Annotated in this window: 22 protein-coding genes; 7 read left to right on the forward strand and 15 right to left on the reverse strand. The window is 69.3% G+C overall.

Going from position 1 to position 20,895, the window contains the following annotated elements; genetic code table 11:
• The first annotated feature begins 102 nt into the window (after positions 1-102).
• From ACFW22_RS20915 to ACFW22_RS20940, 6 genes are all read left to right on the forward strand, one after another.
• Positions 103-237, forward strand: coding sequence for a hypothetical protein (locus tag ACFW22_RS20915; RefSeq protein ID WP_384871415.1), 135 nt, complete (start codon positions 103-105; stop codon positions 235-237).
• Between the two features lie 199 nt (positions 238-436).
• Positions 437-571: a hypothetical protein gene (locus tag ACFW22_RS20920; RefSeq protein ID WP_384871413.1), complete on the forward strand. Its 135-nt coding sequence runs from the start codon at positions 437-439 to the stop codon at positions 569-571.
• Between the two features lie 88 nt (positions 572-659).
• Complete coding sequence (locus ACFW22_RS20925) at positions 660-2,399, forward strand: asparagine synthase-related protein (RefSeq protein WP_384871410.1); 1,740 nt, start codon at positions 660-662, stop codon at positions 2,397-2,399.
• Entirely contained in the window at positions 2,393-2,683 is a 291-nt protein-coding gene (locus tag ACFW22_RS20930; protein ID WP_384871408.1) for a PqqD family protein, read from the forward strand. The genes ACFW22_RS20925 and ACFW22_RS20930 overlap by 7 nt, the downstream gene beginning before the upstream one ends.
• Complete coding sequence (locus ACFW22_RS20935; protein ID WP_384871405.1) at positions 2,680-3,096, forward strand: lasso peptide biosynthesis B2 protein; 417 nt, start codon at positions 2,680-2,682, stop codon at positions 3,094-3,096. The genes ACFW22_RS20930 and ACFW22_RS20935 overlap by 4 nt, the downstream gene beginning before the upstream one ends.
• A gap of 182 nt (positions 3,097-3,278) precedes the next feature.
• On the forward strand, positions 3,279-5,171 hold the full coding sequence (locus ACFW22_RS20940; RefSeq protein ID WP_384871402.1) for an ATP-binding cassette domain-containing protein: 1,893 nt from the start codon (positions 3,279-3,281) through the stop codon (positions 5,169-5,171).
• Between the two features lie 18 nt (positions 5,172-5,189).
• On the opposite strand, the gene ACFW22_RS20945 is transcribed toward ACFW22_RS20940, so the two are convergent.
• From ACFW22_RS20945 to ACFW22_RS20970, 6 genes are all read right to left on the reverse strand, one after another.
• Positions 5,190-5,996 carry a phage minor capsid protein gene (locus ACFW22_RS20945; RefSeq protein ID WP_384871399.1) on the reverse strand — a complete coding sequence of 269 codons (807 nt, stop codon included), beginning with the start codon at positions 5,994-5,996 and terminating at the stop codon, positions 5,190-5,192.
• A 9-nt stretch (positions 5,997-6,005) separates the two neighbouring features.
• On the reverse strand, positions 6,006-6,335 hold the full coding sequence (locus ACFW22_RS20950) for a hypothetical protein (protein WP_386406712.1): 330 nt from the start codon (positions 6,333-6,335) through the stop codon (positions 6,006-6,008).
• Positions 6,336-6,398: 63 nt separating this feature from the next.
• Complete coding sequence (locus ACFW22_RS20955) at positions 6,399-6,548, reverse strand: hypothetical protein (protein ID WP_384871394.1); 150 nt, start codon at positions 6,546-6,548, stop codon at positions 6,399-6,401.
• A 100-nt stretch (positions 6,549-6,648) separates the two neighbouring features.
• Entirely contained in the window at positions 6,649-7,698 is a 1,050-nt protein-coding gene (locus ACFW22_RS20960; protein ID WP_384871392.1) for a major capsid protein, read from the reverse strand.
• A 13-nt stretch (positions 7,699-7,711) separates the two neighbouring features.
• The gene (locus ACFW22_RS20965; RefSeq protein ID WP_384871389.1) at positions 7,712-8,134 is read right to left on the reverse strand and encodes a head decoration protein; all 423 of its coding nucleotides are present in this window, start codon (positions 8,132-8,134) and stop codon (positions 7,712-7,714) included.
• Positions 8,135-8,258: 124 nt separating this feature from the next.
• Entirely contained in the window at positions 8,259-9,002 is a 744-nt protein-coding gene (locus ACFW22_RS20970; protein ID WP_386406717.1) for a hypothetical protein, read from the reverse strand.
• A 49-nt stretch (positions 9,003-9,051) separates the two neighbouring features.
• Here ACFW22_RS20970 and ACFW22_RS20975 point away from each other — a divergent pair, with 49 nt between their 5' ends.
• Positions 9,052-9,504, forward strand: a complete 453-nt coding sequence (locus tag ACFW22_RS20975; protein WP_384871384.1) for a hypothetical protein — start codon at positions 9,052-9,054, stop codon at positions 9,502-9,504.
• On the opposite strand, the gene ACFW22_RS20980 is transcribed toward ACFW22_RS20975, so the two are convergent.
• The 9 genes from ACFW22_RS20980 to ACFW22_RS21020 all read right to left on the reverse strand — a co-directional run bounded on the left by ACFW22_RS20980 (position 9,498) and on the right by ACFW22_RS21020 (position 20,753).
• Positions 9,498-11,306 carry a hypothetical protein gene (locus ACFW22_RS20980; protein WP_386406721.1) on the reverse strand — a complete coding sequence of 603 codons (1,809 nt, stop codon included), beginning with the start codon at positions 11,304-11,306 and terminating at the stop codon, positions 9,498-9,500. The two genes, ACFW22_RS20975 and ACFW22_RS20980, sit on opposite strands and share 7 nt — an antisense overlap.
• A gap of 60 nt (positions 11,307-11,366) precedes the next feature.
• Positions 11,367-12,860 (reverse strand): terminase large subunit domain-containing protein, encoded by a 1,494-nt coding sequence (locus ACFW22_RS20985; RefSeq protein ID WP_384871379.1) that lies wholly within the window; start codon positions 12,858-12,860, stop codon positions 11,367-11,369.
• Entirely contained in the window at positions 12,857-13,399 is a 543-nt protein-coding gene (locus ACFW22_RS20990; protein WP_384871377.1) for a hypothetical protein, read from the reverse strand. Before ACFW22_RS20990 ends, ACFW22_RS20985 begins: the two co-directional genes overlap by 4 nt.
• Positions 13,400-13,435: 36 nt before the next feature.
• Positions 13,436-14,347 carry a ParB N-terminal domain-containing protein gene (locus tag ACFW22_RS20995; protein ID WP_384871374.1) on the reverse strand — a complete coding sequence of 304 codons (912 nt, stop codon included), beginning with the start codon at positions 14,345-14,347 and terminating at the stop codon, positions 13,436-13,438.
• On the reverse strand, positions 14,344-15,693 hold the full coding sequence (locus ACFW22_RS21000; RefSeq protein ID WP_386406726.1) for a hypothetical protein: 1,350 nt from the start codon (positions 15,691-15,693) through the stop codon (positions 14,344-14,346). The genes ACFW22_RS20995 and ACFW22_RS21000 overlap by 4 nt, the downstream gene beginning before the upstream one ends.
• Positions 15,694-15,841: 148 nt before the next feature.
• Complete coding sequence (locus ACFW22_RS21005) at positions 15,842-16,249, reverse strand: hypothetical protein (RefSeq protein WP_384871369.1); 408 nt, start codon at positions 16,247-16,249, stop codon at positions 15,842-15,844.
• Positions 16,250-16,335: 86 nt separating this feature from the next.
• Positions 16,336-16,641 carry a hypothetical protein gene (locus ACFW22_RS21010; protein WP_386406730.1) on the reverse strand — a complete coding sequence of 102 codons (306 nt, stop codon included), beginning with the start codon at positions 16,639-16,641 and terminating at the stop codon, positions 16,336-16,338.
• A gap of 438 nt (positions 16,642-17,079) precedes the next feature.
• A complete protein-coding gene (locus tag ACFW22_RS21015; protein ID WP_386406733.1) occupies positions 17,080-18,207 on the reverse strand; it encodes a ParB/RepB/Spo0J family partition protein in 1,128 nt (375 codons plus the stop codon).
• A 2,297-nt stretch (positions 18,208-20,504) separates the two neighbouring features.
• Positions 20,505-20,753 (reverse strand): hypothetical protein, encoded by a 249-nt coding sequence (locus tag ACFW22_RS21020; protein WP_384874498.1) that lies wholly within the window; start codon positions 20,751-20,753, stop codon positions 20,505-20,507.
• Positions 20,754-20,895 lie beyond the last annotated feature (142 nt).

Consider the following 20,895-nt stretch of genomic DNA (forward strand, 5'->3'; position numbering starts at 1 on the left):
CCCAGAAAGTCACCACCTTCGGCTCTACTGATGGCGGCTCGCGCTCGGTGTCATAGATGTGCACCACCCAAGAAGGCACCACCGACACCAAGGAGGCCAGCCATGACCGAGCAGACCCAGACCACCGTCCCCGCCGTCGACTTCACGGCCGAGGTCAACACCCACCCCGTCGCCGAGCTCACCCTCGGTACCTACATGGGTCGCTCCGACGACAAGGACAACTACTTCGAGGGCTGACCTGCCCGATGCCATGCCCGTCCGGGGGCCGTCGCACTGCGGCGGCCCCCGGCCCCATGTCCAGGTGTCGGCAGATCGCAGCCGCCCCTACTTTTCCCCTAGGAAGTCACTAACTCACGCTCTAAGAAAGGGAGTTCAAAAGCGGTGTCATAGATGTGCACCACCCAAGAAGGCACCACCGACACCAAGGAGGCCGGCCATGGCCGAGCAGACCCAGACCACCGTCCCCGCCGTCGACTTCACGGCCGAGATCAACACCCACGACGTCGCCGAGCTCACCCTCGGGCGCCAGACCTTCAACGACTCCGACAAGGACAACTACTTCGAGGGCTGATCAGCCCCGGCGTCACACGAACCCGGGGGTCGTCGCACTGCGGCGGCCCCCGGGCCCGTTTCCGGAAACGAGCAGGAGGCAGAGAGGCATGAGAAAGCAGTGGCTCGCCGGCGGTCCGGCGACCGGGGACAGCGGATTCACCGTCGCCGGTTTCGACAGCGCGCGCACCGGCCCCGGGAGCCGCGTGCGCAGCGCGGTCGAAGGCGGCGCCGCCGTGGTGGTCGTCGGCGACTGCCCGGTGGAGGAGAAGGAGCTGTACGGCGCGCTTGCATCCGTACGGGCGGGACGGTGGGAGAACCTGACGGGCTGGCCGGGCTCGTACTGGGTGGTCGCTGGCAACGAGCGCGAGCAGTTCGTCTGCGGGGACCTGGCCGGGCTCCGGCCGGTCTACTACACCGCCGACGGCACATGGGCGACCCACCTGCGTCGTCTCGGGACGCCGCTCGTAGCCGACCTGGCGCTGGCAGCCGCGCGGATCGTCGCAGGAAGCGACCACTGGCCCGACCGCAGCCCCTACGAGGGGATCAGCCTGGTGCCGGGCGGCTACGGCCTGCTGCTGCGCGCCGGGCAGGTTCCGCAGCTCCTCGATATTGCCGCGATCCGGCCGGTCGAGGACCTGCCGTCCGGCGCCGCGCAGTTCGGATCCGCTCTCGCCCAAGCGGTTCAGTACCGGGTGAAGGCTGCGGGCGGGACGGTGGGCGCGGACCTGTCGGGCGGTCTCGACTCCTCCGCGGCCGTGGTTCTTGCCTCCCGTGTCGGTCAGGTGCACGCGGTCACCTACACCGACGGCTACACCAGCGCCGAGGATGCGTCCTTCGCCGCCCGGATCGCTGAGCACACCAACGTCGAGCACACCATCGCGCACGGCAGCGACGAGGACCTGCCCTTCTCCTTCCCCGTCGGCCAGCCGACGGGCCTGGAACCGGCCATGGGTGCCGCCCTGTTCGAGATGGATCGCACCTACCTCGCTCCGGTGGCCGGCCTGCCGCTGCACCTGACCGGGCACGGCGGCGACGTCGTCTTGGACGCGACTTCCTCGGTCTGGGTCCGGCTTCTCCAAGACGGGCAGCGCCGCGCCGCGCACCGGCAGGTCGTCGCCTATGCCCGGATGCGGAACATGGCCCCTGGTCCTTTCTGGAAGGGCCTGCGGGAAACCGCTGCGCTCGGCCGGACCGGCGTGCTGGAGAAGGCCGTCGAACAGCTGGAGAAGAACCGGCCGCAGCCCACGCCGGGTATGGCGGGGTGGTCCTGGTGCCGTCTGGGCCCGGCTGCGTCCTGGCTGACCGCCGACGGCCGCGCCCAGGTGGCCGCACTACTCCGGCAGGCCGCCGCCGACACCTCCCAGCCGGAGAAGGCCGACGAGTTCGACCAGTGGACCGCGCTCCGTTTCACCGGCGCCGCCGAGCGCGGCTGGTCCCCCTACGCCGACGCTCTGGGCGTTCGCCCCGTCCACCCGTACCTCGACAACACCGTGGTGCGCGCCGCATTCGCTATACCGCCTGCGGCCCGCCGCGGCCTCTACACCTTCAAGCCACTGCTGGCCGCAGCCCTGCCCGATCTGCCCGACTGGCTGCTCGGACGCCGCTCCAAGGGATCCTTCACCCCTCAGCGGATCGTGGCCTTCCAGCAGCACCGCACCCAGTTGGACGACCTCCTCACCGTCAGCCCTCTGATCACGACCGGCCTGTTCGACCACGAGGCCGTGGCCGGCACCCTCGGTCACCTCGGGCAGGGGCGGACCCCGATCGGCTCGGCAGACATGCACCAGATGCTGACGGTCTCCTGGTGGCTCACCGGCACGCACCCCTTCACGGGGGCATCGTGCTGACCCCGGCCGGCCACATCCACCACGCCACCGACGAGCACGGCATCGTCCTCCTCGACGTCCGCACCGCAACGTGGTCGATGCTCGGCCCGGACGTCTCCCGCATCTGGAAGGCGATCGTGGTCAACGGCACCGCCGACGGCCTCGCCGACGAACTCGCGATCCCCACCGGCCGCGACCCGCACGCCGTCCGCCAGGGCATCAACAACCTCGTGAACCAGTGGAAACAGGACGGAATCCTCATCGACCCCACCCACGCGCCGCAGCGAAAGTGGTGGCGACGATGACCCAGATGGTCCCCGCCCCACTGGACACCCCCACCCTGCCCGAGCGGGCCGTCGCCACCATGGGACTCGCCCTTTCCCTCGCGCTCGGCCGCCTACCGCTGAGACACCGCATCGCCGCCATCCGCACCCTGCACCGCCTGCCGGCCGCCAGCCGCGGGCGAGTCATTCGCCTCGACACGGCCGTGCGCCACATCACCCCCACGTGGTGGACGGGCCGGATCGCATGCATGGAGATCAGCCTCGCCACCGTCCTGGCCACCGCCCTCACCGGCCGCCGCGCCTCCTGGGCCCTCGGCGCGCGTCGACTGCCCGACGCCGCGCATGCCTGGGTCGACACTGCCGAGGGGCCCGTCGGCCACGACGCCGGCGACGGCGCGGACCGGCCCTACACACGCGTCCTGTCCGTCCCGTAGAGACGCGCTGAGAACGGCCGTGGCCCCGGGAGACACGCCTCCGCCTTCCCGGGCCACGGCTCCTCGATCGGGTGAATCTCGTAACGCAAAGTTGACGGCCTGATTGTCTGACCGGCCCTGATGCACACAGACAGCCGACAATCCCGTTGCCCCACAACGTCACGGCGCGCGTTCCTAGGCCCGTGAGTTCTACCGCCACCATCGCGCCGCCGGCCGCCGTCGGCCAGCCCCCCGTCATGCGCATGGCCTCCGACCGGTACCAGGACGCCAACGCGACCATGTCGACCGGGGCCATCGCCCGCCGCCTGCCGAAGACCCTCGGCGAAGCCATCCGACTGGGCTGGGCCACCGACCACCGCGCCGTCCTGACGCTGGCCGCCTGCCAGGTCGCTGCCGCCCTGCTCACCGCCGCCGCGCTCACCGCGACCACCCGCGTGCTGGCCGGCCTGTTCACCAACGCCGACATCCTTGCCGGGCTGCAGAACCGCACCGGGGCCCTGGCCGTCCTCTGCGCCGCTCTGTGCGGCCGATACATCTTCGACGCCGCCGCCCGGGCCGCCGCCGCCCGCCTGGCCCCGAAGGTCGTACGGGAAGCCGACCTCCGCGTCATCGCCGCCTCCACCGCGGCCGAACTCGCCGCGTACGAGGACCCCGAGTTCGAAAACGCCCGCCAGGCCGCTGCCGACGGCGCCGACAAGACCCGCGACCTGATCCTCGACGCCCAGCTCCTCACCTCCGCTGCCGCCCAGATCGTCGCCGCGGCTGCCGTCGTCGCCCTCCTCCACCCCGCCGTCCTCGGCCTGCTCCTGCTCGCCGCCACCCCCTGCGCCTGGGGCGCCGTCCGCGCCGCACGGATCGAACACGACGCGCACCACCGCAACCTCGGCGACTCCCGGCTGCGCAACGTCTTCCGCTCCTACACCACCGAACAGACCACCGCCGACGAGGTCCGCGCCGGCACCATGGCCGACTTCCTCACCAGCCAGTACCGCATCATCTCCGGCCGCCTGGAAGCCGAGCAGCTCACCGCCACCCGCAAGGCCCTCACCGTTCGCGGCATCGGCGACGCCTTCACCGCCCTCGGTACGGCCGCCGCGTGGGCCGCGCTCATCCTGCTCGTCTCCACCGGCCGCATCGAACTCGCCGCCGCCGGCGCCGCAGCCCTCGCCCTACGCACCGCCTCCGCCGCGCTCTCCACCACCGTGCGCGCCGGGGCCGGTCTCTTCCGTACCTCGCTCGCCGTTGGAGACTGGCACCGCTTCCTCGCCGTCGCCGGCCCCTGGACGGCCCGCCGAGGCACCGCCCGCATCCCGGAAACCGGCCCCGAAGTGATCAGCGTCAAGGACGCCACCTTCATCTACCCCGGAACCGATCGGCCCGCGCTCTCCGACATCAGCCTCGACCTCAAGCGCGGTGAGGTCATCGCCCTCGTCGGCGAGAACGGCTCCGGGAAGACCACCCTGGCCAAGCTCCTGACCGGTCTGTACCTCCCGACCAGCGGAAGTGTCCACTGGGACGGCATCGACCTCGCCCAAGCCGACCCGGCCACCGTGTACCGGCACCTCGGGCTGGTCCCGCAGGACTACACCCGCTGGCCGCTCGACGCCCGCGCCAACATCCACCTTGGCCAGCCCAGGCCAGAAGGTGACCCCGCCATCCACGCTGCAGCCGAAGCATCTGGCGCCGACGCAGTCATCGCCCAGCTCCCCAAGGGCCTCGACACGTCCCTCGCGCGCTCCTGGTGGGGCGGGCACGACCTCTCCGGCGGGCAGTGGCAGCGCCTCGCCATCGCCCGCGCCTTCCACCGCGACGCTCCCGTCCTCGTCATGGACGAACCCACCGCCGCCCTCGATGCCCGGGCAGAGCACCGCATCTTCACCCGCCTCAAGAACCTTGCCACCGGCCGGGCCACCCTCTTCATCACCCACCGCCTCGCCAACGCCAGACTCGCCGACCGCATCATCGTCATCGAGGGCGGACGCATCATCGAGACCGGCACCTATCACGAGCTCACCCAGCGCGGTGCCAACTCCACGTTCCACGAGATGCTGCAACTTCAAGAAGGCGCAGAGTGAACGGGCTGGACTGAAGCCCTACGCCACGTCGGGACGAGGCCCGAACGAGCGCCTGCACCTCGGGTGGGAGATTGGCCACTGCGCGGCCTCCTCCACGCTTCTCACCGAACCGGCTGCCACGTCCGGATCGTTGTGCCGCGTCCACCCGCACCCGACGCTGTCGAAGACCTCGACGTGGCTCACGCCGACCTCGCGCGCCCTGTTCAGCGTCCCCGCGTTGTACGCCACCGCCGACTTCGCCAGCGCCGCCGCCTCCGCCCACGTCCGCACAGGCACCCGTGCCCCGTTGCGGTAGACGACGTGATTCACCCCCTGGCCCTCCAGCCGCTTCGCGAGCTCCCGCGCGCTCTGCACCGCGGTACGGTTCCCGGCTGCCAGCAGGGGAACCTCTCGCCGGGCCACGGCGCGCACTGCCCGGTACCACTGGTTGGCCATCCGCTCCGCTTCCTGGGAGCGGCGCAGGAAGTCGTCGTAGCTGTCGGCGGCGAGCGACTGCAGCGCCTCGGTGTGCATCACCGTCCACCCGAACGGCCGGCCCGGGTCCACGGCGGCGGCCCGCGCGCCCTGCTCGTACAGGTGCGGGAGCTGCCGCTGTACGAACGCGCGGGCCTCCTCGTCCGCCCGGGTCGCGAATTCGGCGATCGACTCCTTGAACTCCTCCAGGGTCTGCAGGACGTACGGAAGCCTCCAGCGGACCGTGATCGAGGTCAGTACCTTCTCCTGCGCGTCGGCGAGCCTCTGCCAGGCGTCCTGCAGAACGACGGCGACACGGCGAGCCACCTCGTCCGGGTCGCCCGGGGTCAGCGGCGGCCACTCGTAGGTCATCGTCCTCCCCTACCAGCGGCGCCGGGCCGGACGCAGCGACGCGACGACCACGACCGGCGGCCCTTCCTCGCTGGTCGTGGTCTCGTCGGGGGCTACGGCACCGCTCACCGAGGTGATCTGCCGTTCCAGCCCGGTGAGGTTGCCCGAGTTGTCGACCGTCATCACGCCGTCGACGGTGAGGCGCAGCGGCTCGGCGAGCAGCCCGGCTCGCCGCTCCGCCAACACCTCCAGGGCCACGGCGCGCGCCGTCCCGAGACGGGTGTACCGGGCCTCCAGGTCTGTCGTGTCCGTCTCGGGCCCGAGCTGCGCGAGCAGCCACGTCCGTACCGCCTCGTCCACCAGTCTCCTCCTTGCATGGTGAAGGGCGCGGCGCCTCCCCTCGTGGGCGCCGCGCCCCGCTCGTTACTCCTGGGCCTTGCGGCTGGTCCGGGGCGGAGCCGCCGGCTTCTCCGTCACCGCGGGGTCCGGTTCGACCTCGACCTCGGGCTCGGGCTCATCGTCCGGAATCTCCGGGAGCGCCCCGTCCTCCCATGCCTTCGGCGCTGTGATCATCCGCGCCACCGCCGAACTCGGCTCGTCACCTGGCAGGAGGATCACCCGCTCTCGCCGTTCCGGGTCGTACACGTGCACTGTGCTCGCCAGCCGCCCCATGTCAGATCACGCTCGCAACAAGGTGAGCGTCAGGCGTGTGCATGACCGGCATCGCCGCGGCGGCGACCTTGGTCCAGATCTGGCCCGGATCGGTCTGGATGCCCCTGGTGACGATCAGGCCCGACGCGTCCTCCCGGAGAATCTCGGGATTGGTGCCGCGCGTCAGGTTCAGAGAGTCCCACGTCCGGCCCCACTGAATCTGTGCCCACCGCTCTCGATTCGGTGGCACGTAGATCCACTTGTCGTCCGGGAGCACCTTCTGGGCGACCCCATCGACACGGACCTGTGCCTTGTAGAAACGCACCGGCGGCAGGCCATACGTGGCACGCACCGACTGCACCTGCGCCGGATTCAGGGTCGCTGTCGGCGTGGTCGACGGGCTCACCGACTGGTAGAACGCTGCCCGATACGCGTGGTTGTTCGCCAGCGTCGCGTATGCCTTCTTCGACGTGAGGACGAACTCGGGCTCGGGAACGCCGAGGTCGTCGAGGTACTGCAGCCAGCCCAGCTCGTCCGCGATCGGGTCCGCGTTCTGGGCGTCCGTCCACGGCACGGCCGCCGTGACCCGGTTTCCGGCCGGCATCCCGTAATCGGCCTCGGTGATCAGCCTGTTCTCGTTGATGGACAGCTTGCCGTCCAGCAGAACATCGGCGGCGGCCAGCTCCAGCCGGGAGTGGACGGACTCCACGTGCCGCTCGACATCGTCGTACAGCAGCTCGACCAGCCGGTCCTGGTCGGCGCCCCGCTCGGCGTCAAGGAGTAGCTGTTCCTGCTCACCGACAATGAGCTTCTGGCCCATCTCGATGAGGGCGCCTTCGCGGACGTTCGACCACGCCTCGCGGGACGCGATCGGCACCGAGGCATCGTAGGCCCGGTACTTCGCGCTGTTGACGTACCGCCCGTTGTCACGGATCCGCCACTTCACCTCGTTGACGCTGAGAGAGGGGAACACGGTCGTCTGCAGCAGGAAGTCCGCAGGCGTCGGGATCGCCCGCGCGAAGGTGGTGAGGTCCTTGACCGACACGTCCTTCAAGAGGTCCTGGATCGTCATGGGGGGTGCCTCCTTACACGAAGCGGATCTGAGCGGAGGTGGGCGAGAGCGTCACGTCGGCCGGGACGAGCGGGCCGCCAGTGACCTTCGCCGCGTGGACGACGCCGTGCCACAGCAGCGCGGCCGGCACCCGGGTCTGACCGGGCGCGAAGTACGCCTCGGCGAAGACGAACCCGGCGAGCTCCTGCGTGCCGTCGGCGTTCGCCTTGTCCCACAGCCCGTACAAGCCGGTCGCGGTGATCCGGCCTACAGGGACGCCGGACAGGAACCGGCTGTAGGGCTGCACGGGATCGGTGGACGCCACGTAGTGGGTGCCCGCGGTGAACTTCGACAGGTCGAGCGTGATCGTCTCGGTCTGGTCGGTGCCGTGCAGCGACGCGAGCCAGTCACGGTTCGCGGTGTACGTACTCGACCGGGAGATCGGCTGGATAGACATCCTGCTCCTGGTGAACGTGGTTGGGCACACGCTCACCAGGTGGCGACGTCGTCCACGAAGGAGAAGGGCGTGGTCCCTGGTCCGGCCTTGTCCCGCCGGTGGGAAGTCTCGCGAACGGTTACAGCTACTCGGCGGCCTTGAGGTGGCCGCGTCGGCGCGCCATCTCAAGGCCTCCGGATCCTGCCTTGGGCTGGCCGCTGCCGCGCAGCGGCGGCCCGCCGGCAGGAGAACCTCCGGGCGCCGGCGGCGGGGTGATCTGCCCCGGCTGCCCGAACAGCTCCGGGCGGCGCTGTGCCAGTGTTGCCGCCGCGTCCGCCACGGTCTGCTCGTCGGCGTCGTCCGTGACGGTGAGCAGCAGTTCGGCGTCAGCGAGGTTGTCGCCGCTCGCGCCGAGGGCAACCAGCGCGCCCCTGCGGACGGCCGCTCGCTCTCGGGCGGCGGCGGCGCGTTCGCGGGTCTCGGCCGCCTTCGTCGCATCGGCGGCGGCCTGCTCACGGCGCTCGATCTCGGTCAGCTGCGCCTGCTGTGCCTCGCGCTGCGCCGTCACGAACGTGGCCAGCTCGTCGGGCTTCTCGAAGCCGAGCTCTCCGAGGAGCTTTTTCACTGCTGTCCGGCCGCCCTGGTCCTTCTCCCGGGCCAGCAGCCGCGCGAGTGTGTCCTGATCGACCACTACCCCCGTGCCGGTACCGGACGGGTTCGGTTCGCTGCCGGGTTGCGCAGACGGATCGGTGGGCGCAGCACCCAGGATCGGGAAGATCGGACGTCCGTCACGCCGGTGTCCGAGGGGCATCAGGGGGTCGGGCAGCGGACGGGCCATGGTGGTGTCCTCCAGCAGCAGCGCCCCCGCGCCGTGATCCAGTCTAGCCACTTCGGAAATCGCTCATGAGGTCCTGTGCCCGCATCCTAGGGTGCGGGCCATGACTGACACTGCATGGTGGAACGGAAACTACCCGCCGGACGCCCGAACCCGGGCCTTCGTGGACATGGCGATGGACCAGGTTGAAGGCTGCCGCGACTACCTCACCGACGGCAAGGACATGCCCGGTGTGTTGCGCGTCGCGTGCATCGAGTCGTTCTGGGTGAACGTGCGGCTCCTCGTGGAGTACCTGGTGAAGTTCACTACCCACCCTGGTAACACCGACGCCCGCGCCCTCGTGTCCGACTGGCAGAAACCGACTGGTGACGTCGCCGATCGGCTGATCGGGGACTGGAACACAGCCAGTGCGCACGTGATGCACTTCGGCAAGGTGCGCACGCCCGAGGATCTGGCCGACATCGTCCTGGTCTCGGACGAGGACTACGAACGGATCGCCAGCGATCTGCGCACCGTGTACGACGAGTTCTGCCGGGCTTTGGACGCACCTCACTGATCGGCCGGCTTCGGCGGCAGTAGCGGCACCGGCGGCACACCTGGGTTCGGCTTCGGCAGGCCCAGGTACTCGCGCACGGCAGCGTTGTCGCCGGTGGCATCCGCAAGGCGCGCGGCCTGCTCGAAGGCCCTCTTCTGAATGCGCTGGATCTCCTCGGTCGCGTCTTCGATCGGGTAGCCCGCGTCCTGCAGCATCCGTACGCCGGTCTCCAGGCTGATCACGCCCTTGGTCACGCCGGTCACCACGTCGGTGAGAACTGCGGTCCGGTCGGTCGGGGTAGGCGGGCCCCACGACAGTTCCGCAGGCAGGCACTCCCCCGCAGGCCATGCGTGTCCGGCCTGGTGGAGGCGCTGCACCATGCGCAGCAGGATCTCGTACTTGTCGGCGCGCGCAAGCCGCATCGCGCCGACGAGGGAGTCCAGCGGGCTCAGCGCGAGCTGGAGCGCGTATCCGGACGGCACTTCGGTGGGGTCGAGCAGGCCAAGCCCGGCAGCGGTGAGCCGGCTGTTCGCCGCGATCCGGTCCTGGAGGTGGTCGATGCGGGAGCGCAGCTCCGCCAGCTGAGGCGAGGTGTCGAGCGTGTCCATCCGGCCGGACTCGTTCAGCTCCCACACGGAGCCCGCCTTCACCTTCACCGGCAGCGGCTGGCCGGTGCTCCGGTCGATGGGCAGCCGTGCACCAGCGAGCGCGATGATCGGGCTACCGGTCGTATCCGACGCCGACGCCGAGTCCGTATCCGTCGCGGCCAGTTCATCCAGGGCCTGGAGGACCAGTGCCAGGGTGCTCTTGCCCCAGTGCTCTCCCACGTCCGGGATCAAGTTCGGAATGTGGACCACGGGCAGGAAGTCCACCTGGAGGTCCAGGCGGTCGAGGATCTGGCCGTCGGACCGTGTCCGGTACCTGGCCTTGCTCTCGGGCAGGGTGTAGACGTCCTGACCTCCCTTGAGGTCGTCGAGTACCCACTCGGCGTCCGTCAGGTAGCACGTCAACGGCGACGGCCCGGCAGCCCACGGATAGACGCGGGTGATCTGCCCGGTCTCGACGTCGAGGGTGTCGCCCGCCGTCAGCACCGGTGTGCCGTCCTCCGCGAGGACCGTCTCCCGCGCCGGCTGCCCGTCGATGTCGGCACCGGAGCGGGTGGCCGGCCGGATCTGCCCCAGTTCGTAGGTGATCCGACGTACCCGCTCTTTCAGGCCCTTGGCCGGGTCAGCGGGAAGCCCCCATGCGAAGTGCACCCGCGTCGGGTACTCGGCAATGTCCTGCTCGCCCTCGTCCCACTCCGGGAAGTACCAGCCCGGGTCGTACGTACGCAGCAGGACGCGGTTCTTCTCGGGCGCCCACGACAGCGCGTACACGGCGTCGCCGCAGCGGACTGCGCACCGCTCCGCCTGCTGGATACGCAGCAGGAGCTGTTCCTTCTTCGCCCACGCTCGAAGCCGCTCCTGCAGCTCGGCCGCCGCCTGCGCGCCTTCGACTGGGGTCTCCTCGTCGGCGTGCTCCGCGCCCGGGACCACGACCTTCTGGTCCGAGCCGAGGAGGTAGCTCACCGCCGCGTCGATGAGCCGCGCCGGGTCGCCGAGCTCGCGACGTTCGAGTCCGTCTTCGTCACCGTACGCGGCGGCCAGCTGCCCGGCCTGGTTCTGGTCGTAGGCAACAAGCATCTTGTACGCGGTCAGCCGGCGCAGGTCGTCGTCCGGGATCCACTGCCTCGCCAGCTCGGGGAACACGCGTCCTGGGTCGGACGTCGTCTCCTTGTAGTTGAGCCAGCTCCACGCGTCGATGAACAACTCGCGCAGACCCACAGCGCCTCCAGGCGTCCGAGCCCCGCGCCCGTACCGAGCAGCCTACGCACCCTGGCGGGGTCAGCGGCGCCCTTCCAGGCGTTGATCGTTGCTCGGGCCGACGCGGCCGGGCATGTCGAGGAATAGGTCCCACAGCGCCCATACCGCCGAATCAAGAAGGTCGGGCGAGTCCTCCGTCTCGCCGAGGCCAACGAACGTCAGCATCTGCTCCTCCAGTTCGGCGAAGCCCCGCGGCGGGCCGACGTGGTGGATGCGGGCCTGCTCGTAGAGCTGGGCTGCCGGCGCGGCCCGGGCCCGCTTGCCTCGGGTGGCGTGGACGATCCGCCACGGCACCCGGGGGTCAACCTGCTCCAGGAGCGCCGGCAGGTACTCGCCACCGTTGTTCGCCTCGATGACCACGCAGTCCGCCTTGTGCTCGTGGTACAGCGCGGCAGCCCGGCGCATCGCGGCCGTCGGGGTGAGGCGCTTCTCCTCGGCGTGCAGGACGTACCCGCGGGGCCGGTTGTCTCCGTACGTCGACACATACGGGGTGCCGCGTCCGGCGACGGTGAACCCGGTCAGGTCGGCGTTCTCGTGGCTTTTGGTCGCCGGGTCCACTCCGATGACGATGCGGTCGAGGTGCGGCACGTGCTCGCGCGGGAGGCGAAACCCTTCGACTTCGAGCATCCAGCCTGCCCACAGGGCGCCTTCCACGTCTTCCAGCAGCTCGCCGGACAGCTCTTGGCGGCCGAGGCGGGTGCCTGCGTACTCCTCCTCCAGTTCTTCACGAGCGGCCATCGACAGGTTCGCGTCGTTGTCGGACATGTGCCCGCGGGTCAGGAGCACGCGCGGCGGCGGCCCGCCTTCGCGGTGACGTTTCTCCTGGGCCCGGCCGCGCTCCACGAGCTTTTTCACGTGCGGGAGCGGCTTCGGGGTGGTCGAAAGGATGACCTGCGGGTTGTCGGCCTCGCGCAGGCAGAACCAGAGCATGTCGTAGACCTCCTGCGCCGTGTGCCGCGACCAGGCCGCGTACTCGTCGCACCAGCCCTTATCGAAGGCCCAGCCGCGCAGGTTGTCAGGGGTTTCGGCGCCGAACCCGCGGATCATCGTGCCGTTCTTCAACCACAGCGTCGTGTCACCGAGGGAGCTGTTGAAGCGGAGGATGTCCTCGGGCGGGATCACGCTCAGCAGACCGGACTTCGGCGACAGGAAGCAGATGTCGCGCACGAGCGTCGCGTTCTTCGCGATCACCGCGATCTGCTGATTCGGGGTGGCAGCCCACTCCCGCACCGACTCCGCCGCTGTGCGCGTCTTGCCCCAGCCTCGGCCGGTGAGCAGCAGCCACGCCGTCCACAGCCCGAGCGGAGTCCGCTGGGCGGCACGGGCGTGGTTGTGGAACCAGCCGGCGTGCGGCAGGCCGTTGCAGCCCTGCCGGTCGCACGCCCAGCGGCGGCGGGAGACTTCGTCGGCCTGGATCAGAGCGGCGACTTCCTGCTGGAGCTGCCGCTCACTCATGGCCCGCGGGTCGGGCAGGGCCTCGATGCCGCGTCGGCGCGCCCATCCTCTGCGCGTCACGCCTCCTCCTCCGGCGTCTCACCGATGCGACGCTCCAGTTCGCGACGCAACTGCTCCATGCGGGCGTGGCGCTCCTCGTCGCTCATCTCGCCGGCCTGCAGGACGTTGTCGTCGACGGCGTCGGGAAGCGTCGTGCCGTCGGGAGAGAGGACCTTCCGTTCGATCTCGGCGGCGACCTGGAAGTACCGCAGGAGCTGGTCAGGGGACAGCTCGCGGGGGTCGAGGGACTGGAGGCGGGCGACGACCTTGCCGAGGAACGCCTGGCTGATCTTCACGTGACGGCGGGCGGCGGCGCGGCGGGCGTCGGCCTGCTCGGCGAGGAACACGCGGTCCTGCTCGCGGTCCCACGCCTGGGCGCGCAGGACCCAGGCGTGGGCGGAGGACCAGCGGGCGATCAGGGCCCGGGACTTGTTCAACTCCCGTGCCACTCGCGTGATACTCCGGGCGGGGCCCATGTCCCGGTACGCCGCGAACCCCGCGAACGCCACCGGCGACTCGTCGGTCTGGCGGTCCCACGGGTCGTTGTCGCTTCCTGCCACCGTCAGGCTCCTTGCCCTGCGCTCCTCCCTGTCGGGTTACTCCTCGTCGTCTCCGCCTGCCGTACCGGCCCACACGTCCAGGGCCCGCCATGGTTCGTCCTCGGGAACGTCGCCGGCGCGGACCAGGTCGGCGATCGCCGTACGGACGGCGGCTGCGGTGGCGGTCGGTATCTCGCGGAGGCCAAACACGGTCTCGATCGGGGCCGTGCCGTCTCGGGACGCGGAGCGGGCCTGCGGGTCGTACCAGCCTTCGGAGAGTTCCGTCAGGTGCCGCTCGAAGGTGTCGAGGATGACCCCGAACGCCGTGGCTGCGTTGCCGATCTTGTAGGCGGCGCGAGTGGTCTCCAGCGCGTCCAGGACACCTTCGTACTGGGTGAGGGCCAAGCCCCAGCGGGCGTCGGCGGTGCCCGTCTTCTTCGCCTCGTCCAGGGCGGCTTCGGCTCGCTCCAGCTCGTCGGGCAGGAAGACGATCGTGACGGTGGCGAAGTCGAGGTTCGCCTCACCAAGGCCGCCGACGTCGACCTTCTCCAGTAGCTCCAGGGCCTTGTCGTCCAGGCCCGTGTACTGCCGCCACTCGACGGATTCCAGCTCCTCGTACAGCTCCTTGAGGATCGCAGGATCGTCCTGGCCCGCGATGGCGTTGTGGGAGAGCTGGAGCGCGATCTGCCGCTGCCGTGGCAGCGGGTCGGTTATCTCCAGCCAGCCGATGCGGGTCAGGCCGGCCTCGATCGCGGCCATCGTGCGGTGGTTGCCGGACAGCACGATGCGCCGTCCGGAGTCGGCGTCGTTCCAGACCAGCGGCGTCGAGGTGAGGCACCCGTCCTGCCGGATGTTCTCCACGAGCTGCTTGAACTGCTCATGCGGCAGAAAGCGGGCGTTGAGGTCGAGGAGGGTGAGGTCTCGGGGATCGCCCTCTACGTAGGCGGGCGGGGTCAGTTGCTCGGTCACTTCTTCTCCTTCGCGGCGGCCGGGGTGGTCTTGGGGGTGCCCCACTTGGTGGTCCAGGTGTCGAAGGCTTCGGCGAGGGTGTGCCCGCCCATCGGCCCCTGGTACTGGAGCTGGTAGGCGTAGCCGGACTCGTTGGAGGGGCCGCGCTTGGTGAGCTTGAGCAGTCCGCGGTACTTCATCGACACGGGCTTCTGGGTGAACGCGGTCGTGGCCACAGCCCGGATCCGCTTGGAGAAGGCGCGCTGGCAGAGCAGTTGGGCCTCGGTGCTCGTTGCCGCGAGAACGACCAGCTTCGACAGGCGGGGGTAGTCCGTCGGAGCCACCGCGAAGTCGGACAGCAGGTACGCCTCGTCGGGGGTGTACGAGGACGGCGACATGGCGAAGACTCCGACGATCCGGCCGCCGGCACGGACCGCGACGGACAGGTGCGCCGAGCCGGGCGCGATCTTTGGGTTGAGGTAGCGGGAGCGCAGCGCGTTGAACTGGGCGGCCGTCAGGGGGGAGAGGGTGAGCGGGCCGGTGATCTCCTCTCCCTGACGTAGGCGAGGAGCAGCGACCGGCTGGAGCGGCTGGCGGGGGGCGACGATCCGAGTGCGCGCCTTCGAGGCGTAGACGTAGAACGGCGCGGCCCGGGGCGTCGCCTTGATCACGCCGCGCAGGTGGGACTCCAGCTCGGGGACGTGGTGGTTGGACGCGGTGAGCCAGTACGGACGCTCGGTGATAGCTCCGAGGACGCTCACCACGTCGGCGTCCGTCAGGGGGGAGTAGGTCGGCGCATCCCAAGTGAAGTGGGCTTCTAGGGGGGCGTACAGCTTCTCGTAGCCGCCTCCGTAGAAGGGAGGGAAGGAGCACACGGGGGCAGCCTCGGGGACCCGCGTGAGCCACGAGCGGACGTCCTCGGCGTCGTACGAGGCGAGTTGGAGGTCCGTGGCCGACAGCTTCTCCACTGTCTCGGCGTGCATCCGCTCCCACTGTGCGCGATGCGAGGAGACGACCCGCTGGTGGTACAGGGTTTCGCGGCCCAGGGCGGGCAGGAACCGGGTGCCCAGCATCATGGTCGCGACCGTGCCGACCGCATCGTCCAGGGAGTCGGCGAGCCAGCCGAGCTCGTCTTCGGACTCGGGGCGGAGCTGGATCCCGACGGGCTGCCGGGTCAGCCACCGGCCGATCGCACTGGTGTAGATCGACACGTCGGAGGAGTGGAGCTCGAAGCCGAGGTCCGCGATCGACCGTTCGATGGTGAAATTGCCGCAGCACGGGACGTAGACCGGGGCGCTGGCGGGCCACTCTCGGGCGGTCTCGTGGACTATGGCGCGCATGGGCTGAGGGATCGTGCCCTGGAACATGGTTCCCCTCAAGGCGTTCCCCGCGCCATGTGGAGGCTATCAGCGCAGGCCCTGGACACGACTGTGCGGCGGGGCGCCCTTGGGGGTGCCCCGCCGCACAGGTGTTGGGTGGCGGCCCGGTCGGTATGTCGGCCGGGCCGCCAGGAGGTCACATCAGCGGGATCTGCTCGTGGGTCAGTCGCGGTCCCAGTTCCCGCACAGCGTCGCCGGTGCGTTCCTGCCACCAGTCGGCGAACACCCGCCGGTGACACCAGAGTCCGGGCTTCGACAAGTCCTCGAAGCACAGCAGGACCAGGCGGTGATCGCCGGCGGCCGTGGCGACGGCATTGAGGAGGTCGGCGATCCGGGGAGCGCCAAGCTTGTCGAGGTCGGCGCGGTAGGCCGCGGTGAAGAGCGGCTCGGGCTCGTTGAAGTAGGCAGCGGCCGGAGCAAGCTCCGGCACCTGGTACTGGAGCTGGTAGGCGAGCTTGTAGCGAGGGTGGCCACGGGTGATGCGGACCGGCACCCCTTGGGCTATCTGGACGTCCGGGAACCGGTTCGTGAACAGGGTCAGCACGTGCTGCTGTCCTCTCTGGTGTAGTTGTGATCCCCAACGGGGGGCGCGCCCGCTGCCGTTGCGGCAGCGGGCGCTTTTGCTTTGGGTTAGCCGCCGGCCTCGATGTCTTCGAGTTCGGCGATGCGCTCGCGGCTGACACCCATGTCCTCATACACCGAGGCCGGCAGTTCGCCGTCCACGTCGTACGCGGTGATCCAGATCCTGCCCGCCGATCCCTTAACGACGACCGGTGTGACATCGGTCGACTGCGCCGGCATGTGCCGAGGCAGTGCTATCTCCACGTCCAGGTCGGCGGAGGGAGATCCCAGACCGTCCAAGAGTGCCTGCAGCGTGTCGAGGAGCTGGCGCGCCGAAAAGAACTCGGTCAGCTGTCGTGCCGTCTGCTCGCCCATGCGAACCCCCTGTTGAGTTAATAAAGAGCCCACCCCGATTGGGGTGTTTTGTTTGCTTCTCTTTAAACCTATTGGACAGCACTCCATAAAGCAATGTTTTACCTCTTAAATCGCCCCATTGATTTCCCATTTAATTCTCTTGAATTTCACAGTTGGGCGAGGGGGTAGCGAGCCGAGGAGATGAGGGAGCGATCCCTGGCTAGCGGACACCGGCGGGGGCGTACGCACCCGATAGGCAGGCCCGAGGGGGAATGGATTCGCCGCCCGAAATCGCCCCGTACGCACCCACCTGCGGGACCCAACAGGTCCAAGGGACTACAAAAGGCTGCCCGTGTCACCGCACAGCACAACGAGCACACCGCCCTGGTGGGCGATGTGCTCGCTGTAGATTGGCCGCCGGGCGGGTCCGGCCTCCTTCCGGACCCGCCCGGCCTCATGTCAGGCGTCCTGCTTCGCCGCGGCCCGGGTGCGGGGCGCGGCCGGCTTACGGGGGGCCACCTTCTTGGCGGGGGCCTTCTTGGCGGGGGCCTTCTTCTCCGGGGCCGCCTCGGGCTGGGTCTCCGGCTCCTCCAGGTTGTCGGCCTTGACCGGCTCCTCACTCTTCGCCGGCGCCTGAGTGGTCTTGACCGCCTCCGCCCAGGCGACCTCCTTGGCCGTGGCGATGCCGTTGGCCTGGCGGAGCATCCGACGGGCCAGCGTCACCTGGCTGTGGAGCCGATCCATGACGCGGACGTATCGGCCGAGCTCCGTACCGAGGATGTCGGCCAGCTCCTCCGGCTTGGCGACCTTGGTCAGCTCATCGAGGAGCGGCAGCAGCCCTTCCTCAATCTTGCCAAGCTTGTCAGTGGCCTGCTTCTTCGCCTTCTCCCGCTTCTCCTTCTCCTCGACGGTGGGCTCCTCGTCGGTGATCATCGAGATTTGCTGCTCTGCCATTCGCAGCCCCTGGGCGAAGTTGGCGGCGTCCGCTTCACTGTCGAAGTCGCCCTTGAGGTAGCGCATGGCAGCGACCATCTGGTTGGCCGGGGAGAGCTGGGCGATGTGCCAGGCCAGGTTCGGCTTGATCTTGCCCTCCGTGACCCAGGCCGCGACCTCATCGCGCAAGGTGAGGAGCCCGATCCGCCACTTGATGTGCGTCTCCGTCTTGCCCCACTGGGCTGCAATCTTCTTGGGGTCCCAGCCGAGGGCCATCATGTCGGCGTAGGCGCCGGCCTCCTCCATGATCGTCATATCCTCGCGGTTCACGTTCTCCGCGACGGAGAGGATGAACGCCTCCACCTCGTTCAGGTTCTCCAGAACCCGGACGTCGACCGTGGCGATGCCGGCCATCTGGCAGGCCCTCCAGCGCCGCTCACCGGCGATGATCATGAAGCGCGCCTCACCCTCGCCCTCGAAGTCGTAAGGGCGGACAACAATCGGCTGGAGCAGCCCGTTCGCCTGAATAGAGGTGGCCAGCTCCTGCAGCGCCTCCTCATCGAAGAAGCGACGGGGCTGCTTCGGGTTGGGCGCGATCTCCTCGATACGGACGTTGGGGAAGGAGGCCGGGGTCTGGTTCTCGATCTCGGTCATTTCTTCTTCCTTTCACTTTGTTCGCCGTTCCGGTGAATCCGGTTTGATGCGGTCGAACTACTTAGAACCTATAGGCATTCAATCTTGAGAGCAATAGGAAATAGGGAAGAATTCAAAAAGAGAATTCGACACTCTTTTATTTCGTGTCCACATAAAGAGGGGCGCTCACCTATTCGGCGAGCACCCCTCTTTTATGGGTCGACTGGTCAGGAGCTGGCGGGCAGCGCCCCCTTCGTTGGCGCCTGGCAATCGGGGCGCCAAGGGTGAGAACAGGGGCGCCAGCGACTGGGCTCGCCGCTCAGTGGCTACAGGGGCAACCGGGCCCCAATACTGGGCAACAGCACCACGAGGGCTGGGCATCTCCGACACCGGCGTGGAGGTTGCTCACCGCGCCCCCTCGTGACCAGCTGTGGCCAGTCGGGCGGCGAACTCAGGCAGCAGTCCGGCGCGCTCGGCAGCTCGTCCGACACAGAGAGGGCACCAGGTCAGACCCTCGGGAGGGACGGACGGCATGGGGTCGAGGATGACGACCGGACTGTTGGTGACAGGCCATCCGCCTGTGCCACACTCGGCGGCCCGGCCGGGGAACTTCCCGTCTTCGCGCACGACATGGAGCCTCCTGACTAGTGGGTGCCGCCGGTTGGTGCGCTCGTCGTAACCCCGGTAGAACGCTCTCACGCTTCCCGCCCGGAGCTCTCGTCCGCCCAGATCCATTCCCTAGCTGCGTGGCCTTCGGTGGGGTTGTGGTGCCTGGGCTTTCGGCACTGCCACCACAGGCCCTGGTGGTCGGCGAACCTGCTGGAGCACACGCCGGGGTCCGGGGCCGGCGGGGGGAGGAGGAGGCCGAACTCGTTGAGAGTCGCACGAACCACCGTACGGACGACGGGAAATGGAACGGGGCGATGTCCGGCCGATCCGACGAGGTGGGCGATGGTGGCCCACAGTGCGTCCTGCTCCGCGATGGTGAGGACGCGGCGATTGAGTAGCGGTGCCTTGCTCAGGAGGTCTGGCCGGGGCAGGCGGGCGGTGTCAGGTGTGGGGCCAAGGGGTGTGGGCTTCCCGGAGTGGCCCTTAGGGGCCGCGGGTTCCGGCGTGTTGAGGCTCACCCCCTCGCGTAGTCGGGCCGCTTCCTCGGGGGTGAGTCGGCGCTTCTCTGCGTGGCCGACGAGATGGAGAAGCTGCGTTGGCGTCACCGGCGTGGCAGGAGTCGTGTCCGTCATGGGGTGCTCGTCAGCGGTTGTTGCAGCCGCAGATTCCTGCGGGGGAGCACCAGCGTTCGCAGGCGTCGCACCATACCGCGCCCGGGAAGGGCGGGGTTCGCTCCTTCTTGCCGGTGGGGATGGGGCCTTCGGCGGTCGCCGCCATGTCGTCCTCCTGCAGCCGGGCCGACCGCCGGAGCGGCGGGCAAGGGATGGCCCCGGACGCGCGGGGACCCGCCTCGACCGGAATCGAGGCGGGTCCGTGCGTCCGGACCGCCGGTCCGTTCTCCCTGGTGGCTCCGCATGGGACGGCGCCGGCGTCTGACGGGCAGGGCGCGGGGGATGTGCCACCCGCCAGACACCGAGGTGGGGATGTCGTACCGGCGTGTGAGCGGGCCGGTTCCGCGGCTGCGGCCGTCCCCGATCACGAGGTGAAAGTATCACGTTCCAATGTTGCAGCCTATCTTTTGGCGCAGGCTTCCTGATCTTCAAGCCTCTACCCCGTGACCGGGGGGCTGGAAGAACAGCCAGCGCCCCGGGTCTCGACGTCTGGTCAACTTGCCTGCTGCAGGGCGGAAACTCCACCGATGGGGACGCGCTGCGGTCTCGGTTCGACCCTCTCGACATCCGTCACGGTCAGTGCAGCCAGAGCCTCCCTCGCGGCACCGGGGCTCAACACGGGCCTTCCGCTCGCATCCGCTTCCTTCGCCAGCTGCTGCACCCGTCTCGGATCGATCGCCACTCTGCTGCCCTCCCCGTTGCGGGGCCCCTGCAGCCCCGCGCATGCCACCACCGGCCAGCACGTCTCCGCGTGGCCGCCCTATCCCCTTGCGTCACCCAACGTCCCACTGCTACGCACTGCGCCCCCCAGGACACACGCAGCCGGGCACTACCGGGCCGTATCAACCCCCGCCGTTTCCGGCATCGCGACCCGCATCGCTCCGGCCCGAGCGTCATCACTCGCCTGCACGCCCACAACCATCACTTACGGGCCTTTGGGCAGGTCGAGGCCGCTCCTGGAGAGACGCTGGGCGGGGGTCAGGCCATCAACCTCCCGCCCAGCGCCTAAGAGAGGACAGGGCCGCTCTTAGGGGTTCTTCATCCCCATTCGGGGTCCGTCAGTGCTTCCGCCCTCGGTGCGCTGCCCCACTCGGGGTCCAGCTCGGCCGTGGGAAGCGGCGCGACCCGACCCCACTCCGGGTCCGCCAGGACTACCTCCGGGGTGAGAGTGCCCCACTCCGGGTCCGCCTGGACGGACGAGGTGCCGCCGACGCCTGCTATCAGCAGGGCGGTGACCGCGGTAGCGCCGGCGAGGCTGGTCAGTACGTTGCGTCGCAGCTTCTTCATGGATTTCCACTTTCTCGGGGCTGTTCGAACACGGTCGGTCATATCAGGCCCCCTCCGGCAACGTCATCCCGTCGCCCAGCACATGGCTCAGTTCATCCCCTCAAGCCCCACGCGTCACCTGATGGTTTACGCCAGGCGGAGT

The sequence above is a fragment of the Streptomyces sp. NPDC058872 genome (assembly GCF_042743065.1).
Lineage (GTDB): Bacteria > Actinomycetota > Actinomycetes > Streptomycetales > Streptomycetaceae > Streptomyces.

Coding starts and splice junctions, on each gene's coding strand:
- ACFW22_RS20925 (WP_384871410.1), top strand. CDS start 660: ATGAGAAAGCAGTGGCTCGCCGGCGGTCCGGCGACCGGGGACAGCGGA.
- ACFW22_RS21000 (WP_386406726.1), bottom strand. CDS start 15,693: ATGTTCCAGGGCACGATCCCTCAGCCCATGCGCGCCATAGTCCACGAG.
- ACFW22_RS20920 (WP_384871413.1), top strand. CDS start 437: ATGGCCGAGCAGACCCAGACCACCGTCCCCGCCGTCGACTTCACGGCC.
- ACFW22_RS21010 (WP_386406730.1), bottom strand. CDS start 16,641: ATGGGCGAGCAGACGGCACGACAGCTGACCGAGTTCTTTTCGGCGCGC.
- ACFW22_RS20955 (WP_384871394.1), bottom strand. CDS start 6,548: ATGATCACAGCGCCGAAGGCATGGGAGGACGGGGCGCTCCCGGAGATT.
- ACFW22_RS20960 (WP_384871392.1), bottom strand. CDS start 7,698: ATGACGATCCAGGACCTCTTGAAGGACGTGTCGGTCAAGGACCTCACC.
- ACFW22_RS21015 (WP_386406733.1), bottom strand. CDS start 18,207: ATGACCGAGATCGAGAACCAGACCCCGGCCTCCTTCCCCAACGTCCGT.
- ACFW22_RS20965 (WP_384871389.1), bottom strand. CDS start 8,134: ATGTCTATCCAGCCGATCTCCCGGTCGAGTACGTACACCGCGAACCGT.
- ACFW22_RS21020 (WP_384874498.1), bottom strand. CDS start 20,753: ATGAAGAAGCTGCGACGCAACGTACTGACCAGCCTCGCCGGCGCTACC.
- ACFW22_RS20915 (WP_384871415.1), top strand. CDS start 103: ATGACCGAGCAGACCCAGACCACCGTCCCCGCCGTCGACTTCACGGCC.
- ACFW22_RS20975 (WP_384871384.1), top strand. CDS start 9,052: ATGACTGACACTGCATGGTGGAACGGAAACTACCCGCCGGACGCCCGA.
- ACFW22_RS20935 (WP_384871405.1), top strand. CDS start 2,680: ATGACCCAGATGGTCCCCGCCCCACTGGACACCCCCACCCTGCCCGAG.
- ACFW22_RS20945 (WP_384871399.1), bottom strand. CDS start 5,996: ATGACCTACGAGTGGCCGCCGCTGACCCCGGGCGACCCGGACGAGGTG.